Genomic DNA, 4,365 nt, shown 5'->3' on the forward strand with positions numbered 1-4,365 from the left:
ACCAATCAAAGTGACATCGCCCTAAGGCGATGTCATCCCGGAAGCTGCGAAGCAGCTATCCGGGATCTCGCAACGATCCAGCGTTTCCCTACAAAGGCAGTAACTTAAACTCCACGATTTCATCCCAGAAACGCGCTAGCGTTACCGATACGTCGGACGGCCGGGATCTCGCAACGATCCAGCGTTTCCCAATAAGGGCAGTAACTTAAACTCCACGATGTCATCCCGGAAGACGCAGCAGCCTGCCTGCCCGATTCATCGGAATGACTGCAAAACTCGATAACCCGTAACTCATCGCAACAGTGTTGTCAGTTATTCCTGTTTTACGGTCGTCGCCGCTCCTGTTGGCGATAGGAAATGGCTTCCGCGACATGAGCTTGGCTGATCCGCTCCGCCTGCGCCAGGTCGGCAATCGTGCGCGCCAGCTTGAGCAACTTGTGATAACTGCGTGCGGAGAGGCGCAGTTTGTCGATTGCCCGTAGCATCATCCGTTGCAGATTTTCATCGGTAGCGCATGCCTTCGACAAATCCTGGTTGTCGAGGTTGGCGTTGGTGCAATCCTGCCGCTCCAGTTGGCGCCGACGCGCGGCCTCGACCCGTTGACGAACCAGATCGCTGGTTTCGGCGGATCGATCGTTTGCGTTAAGTAATTCGTGATGCTGCAGTCGGCCCAGTTCGATCTGGATGTCGATTCGATCGAGCAGCGGCGCCGATAACTTGTTGCGGTAGCGGTTGAGCTGCTGCGGGGAACATTCGCAGGTTTTTATCGAATCGCAGCCACCGGGACAGGGATTCATCGCCGCGATCAGTTGAAACCGAGCTGGAAAAATAGCTTTGCCCGAGGCGCGCGAAATATGGATGCGCCCGGTTTCCAGTGGTTCTCTTAACACCTCTATTACACCACGCCTGAACTCGGTCAATTCGTCGAGAAACAGCACGCCATTATGTGCCAGCGATATTTCACCCGGTTTCGGATTACTGCCACCACCCGCCAGCGCAACCGCGGATACCGTATGATGGGGCGACTGGAAAGAACGTTGCAGCCAGGTTTCCGGATCGAGTGTTTGCTGGCATATCGAGCGGATACTGGCCAGGCTCATGGCCTCTTCTTCGCTCATCAGCGGCAGGATCGAATTGAGGCGCTGCGCCAGCATGCTCTTGCCAGTACCCGGCGGGCCCATCATCAGCATATGATGTCCACCGGCGGCGGCGATCTCGAGCGCGCGCTTGGCCTGGTGCTGGCCATGGACCTCGGACAGGTCGAATCGGTACTGCGGCATTTTCGCTTCAGGCCGGGATGCAGTTAGCGGCAACGCCTCGCCACCGTTCAGGCTGGCGCATACCTGAGCCAGGGAATCTGCCAGCTGTACCCTGAGATCGCGCACCAGCATCGCCTCCGGTTGGTTTGAACGCGGAACAGTTACTGCCCGACCGGCCCTTTTGCTGGCAACAAGGGCCGGCAGTAAACCTTCGATTTTACGGCACTCGCCGCTCAGGGCGAGCTCACCGAAACAGGCGTTGTCGACGATGCCTGAGATGTTGACCTGTTTGGAAGCGGCCAGGATGCCCAACGCGATCGATAAATCATAGCGACCTCCTTCCTTGGGAAGATCGGCTGGTGCCAGATTTACCGTGATCCGTCGCGCCGGAAATTCAAAACCTGAATTAATGATTGCCGAGCGCACCCGATCGCGCGCCTCGCGCACGACGGTCTCCGGCAAACCCACAACGGTGAAGGCCGGCAATCCGCTGGATATATGTACTTCGACGCGCACTTCGGGGGCATTGATGCCCAGCTGCGCCCGGGTGGTTAACTGAGTGAGTGACATGGCAGAATCCTTTCTATTGATGAATAAGCCTGTCTGACGGCTTCGAGATGCGCATCCTGCGATCTCTGCGGCAGTCTAACACGAAAATAATGCCATTTACTCCTGTAGCGTTTGATCTTTCCTGGGCGTAGCTTCCCCGAATGCGCCCGGCATCTATCCCCGATGGAATATTAGTATATTAGGGTTTATTAATATAATACGTTGACACGATTACTTTGACGATAATAAGGGGGTTCATGATATGAACATTAAACGATTAACAGCCGTAGCTGCGGCAGCTTTACTGGCCGCCACCGTTGGTGTTGCCAGTTCTGTATCTTTTGCCAACGAGGAGAAGGCGAATCCGTCCGAGCACAAGTTTGAACTTGCCAAGCAGTATTACGGCCAGTGCACCGCTACCGACAGCTCGCAATTTGACGCGATCATGCCTCAGCTAAAGGCTTTCACCGATATGGAAATCATGGCCGCAACCATGGCGGATCCGGCAAAATTCGCGCAATTGATGACAGTAGTCAATGACCCGCGCACCATCCACGTTATGACCAAGTGCGCCACCGAACCGGTCATGTGGGATACCTGGATGAGCGGCATGACCGACTTCAACAAGATGAGCCGAGCCATGGGTCATTTCATGAATCCTAATATGTACATGCAGTGGATGATGGCGCCGATGAATCCCGCAATGTACCAGCCGATGATGCAGATGGCGGATCCGAACTACTACACCCGCTGGATGAACGCGATGGCGAATCCGGCGTTTTACCAGCCGATCACGTCGTTGGCGGATCCCAACTGGTACACCCCCCGAATCAACTGGATGATGAATCCGCAGTCGATGCAACCGATGTTCAACATGATGAACATGGGCGGTTATTTTGCCCCGGTGCCTGCAGCTGGAAGCCAGGCGGTAGAACCCGCTAACTAGAACGTTGGAGACTGGCGCGGTATAATCACCGCGCCAATTTTTTTCTGAAGCAGGAGCAGGATATGAAACCGAATGTAGGAACTGTTGACCGGGCTATCCGTGCCATCGTTGGTATCGCGTTGATTGCAGCTTTTCCATTGGGCCTGTTGCAAGGAACGCCTGGCATCGTGGCTTTGATTTTTGGCGTCGTACTGGTGGTGACGGCCGCGATTCGTTGGTGTCCGCCTTACATGCTGCTCGGCATCAATACCGGGGCCAGCGAAGAAAAGTAACCTTTTGAATAGCGGGTAATGCGGGCCAGCATTACCCGATCATCAATCCAGCGTTTTTTCCAGCTCCTTCAAGCGAGCCTCGATCACTTCCAGTTTTTCCCGGGTGCGCGCCAGTACCCTGGCCTGGATATCGAATTCTTCACGACTCACCATTTCATAATTTGCCAGCTGCTGCTGTAGCAGGCTTTTTAAACGCGCATCAAAGTCCGTTTTCGCCTGCTGTAGGCCTGGTGGTAGCAGTTCATTGATCTTGTCGGACAGGCGGTTGATGGTTTGATTATCAATCATAAAAGCCCCAATTTAGTGCGTCGTTTCAGAAATTTGCACAGTAAAAGTGCAAATACAGGCATAAACGTCCCAATATTAACCATAATTTGCTTGCTTGCCCAGAGTCGCCAAAATTTAGCCCGAATTTAATTCGGAGAGTTATTCATGAAAATCATTACAGCGATAATCAAGCCATTCAAGCTCGATGACGTTCGCCAGGCACTCGGGGAAATCGGAGTGCAGGGTTTGACGGTTTCGGAAGTGAAGGGTTTTGGGCGTCAAAAGGGGCACACCGAGTTGTACCGGGGCGCGGAATACGTGGTCGACTTTTTACCCAAGGTGAAACTCGAGATTGCCATCGATGACAATCTCGTCGATCAGGCGATCGAAGCGATCACTTCCAGCGCCAACACCGGCAAGATCGGTGACGGCAAAATCTTTATTACACCCCTTGAACAGGTTGTTCGTATTCGTACGGGCGAATCTGGTCCTGACGCACTATAGGAGGACACCATGGAAAACCAGATTTTTCAATTACAGTACGCGCTCGATACTTTCTATTTTCTCGTTTGCGGCGCTTTGGTTATGTGGATGGCCGCCGGCTTCGCCATGCTCGAGGCAGGCCTCGTGCGCTCCAAGAATACGACTGAAATCCTGACCAAGAATGTCGCATTGTTCGCGGTCGCCTGTACGATGTACATGGTTTGTGGTTATTCGATCATGTACGGCGGCGGGGAGTTCACGATGTTCCTGGCGGGCATTGTTGGCGACGGTGTTGCCGGTGCCGAGGAACCCGCGACCTATGCGCCATCAGCTGACTTCTATTTCCAGGTCGTGTTCGTCGCAACAGCGATGTCCATCGTCTCGGGCGCGGTCGCCGAGCGCATGAGGCTATGGGCTTTCCTTGTGTTTGCCGTAGTTATGACTGGTCTGATATACCCGTTGGAAGGACGCTGGACCTGGGGTGGGGAGCCGGTCTTCGGTATGTACACTCTCGGTGACCTTGGCTTCTCCGACTTTGCCGGCTCCGGCATTGTGCACATGGCGGGCGCAGCCGCGGCCCTGGCCGGGG

Annotated in this window: 6 protein-coding genes; 4 read left to right on the forward strand and 2 right to left on the reverse strand. The window is 54.4% G+C overall.

What is annotated here, in order from left to right:
• Positions 1-323: 323 nt before the first annotated feature.
• The gene (locus OES20_18795; GenBank protein MDH3636740.1) at positions 324-1,829 is read right to left on the reverse strand and encodes a YifB family Mg chelatase-like AAA ATPase; all 1,506 of its coding nucleotides are present in this window, start codon (positions 1,827-1,829) and stop codon (positions 324-326) included.
• 241 nt (positions 1,830-2,070) lie between these two features.
• On the opposite strand from OES20_18795, the gene OES20_18800 reads away from it, so the two are divergent.
• Together OES20_18800 and OES20_18805 are read left to right on the forward strand one after the other, a co-directional pair.
• On the forward strand, positions 2,071-2,754 hold the full coding sequence (locus tag OES20_18800; protein MDH3636741.1) for a hypothetical protein: 684 nt from the start codon (positions 2,071-2,073) through the stop codon (positions 2,752-2,754).
• Between the two features lie 62 nt (positions 2,755-2,816).
• The gene (locus OES20_18805; protein MDH3636742.1) at positions 2,817-3,026 is read left to right on the forward strand and encodes a DUF2892 domain-containing protein; all 210 of its coding nucleotides are present in this window, start codon (positions 2,817-2,819) and stop codon (positions 3,024-3,026) included.
• Between the two features lie 42 nt (positions 3,027-3,068).
• On the opposite strand, the gene OES20_18810 is transcribed toward OES20_18805, so the two are convergent.
• Positions 3,069-3,314 (reverse strand): accessory factor UbiK family protein, encoded by a 246-nt coding sequence (locus OES20_18810; GenBank protein ID MDH3636743.1) that lies wholly within the window; start codon positions 3,312-3,314, stop codon positions 3,069-3,071.
• Between the two features lie 144 nt (positions 3,315-3,458).
• Here OES20_18810 and OES20_18815 point away from each other — a divergent pair, with 144 nt between their 5' ends.
• Together OES20_18815 and OES20_18820 are read left to right on the forward strand one after the other, a co-directional pair.
• On the forward strand, positions 3,459-3,797 hold the full coding sequence (locus tag OES20_18815) for a P-II family nitrogen regulator (protein MDH3636744.1): 339 nt from the start codon (positions 3,459-3,461) through the stop codon (positions 3,795-3,797).
• A gap of 9 nt (positions 3,798-3,806) precedes the next feature.
• On the forward strand, positions 3,807-4,365 hold a 559-nt coding region (locus OES20_18820; GenBank protein MDH3636745.1), incomplete at its 3' end, for an ammonium transporter.

The sequence above is a fragment of the Gammaproteobacteria bacterium genome (genome assembly GCA_029862005.1).
In the GTDB taxonomy this organism is placed as follows: Bacteria; Pseudomonadota; Gammaproteobacteria.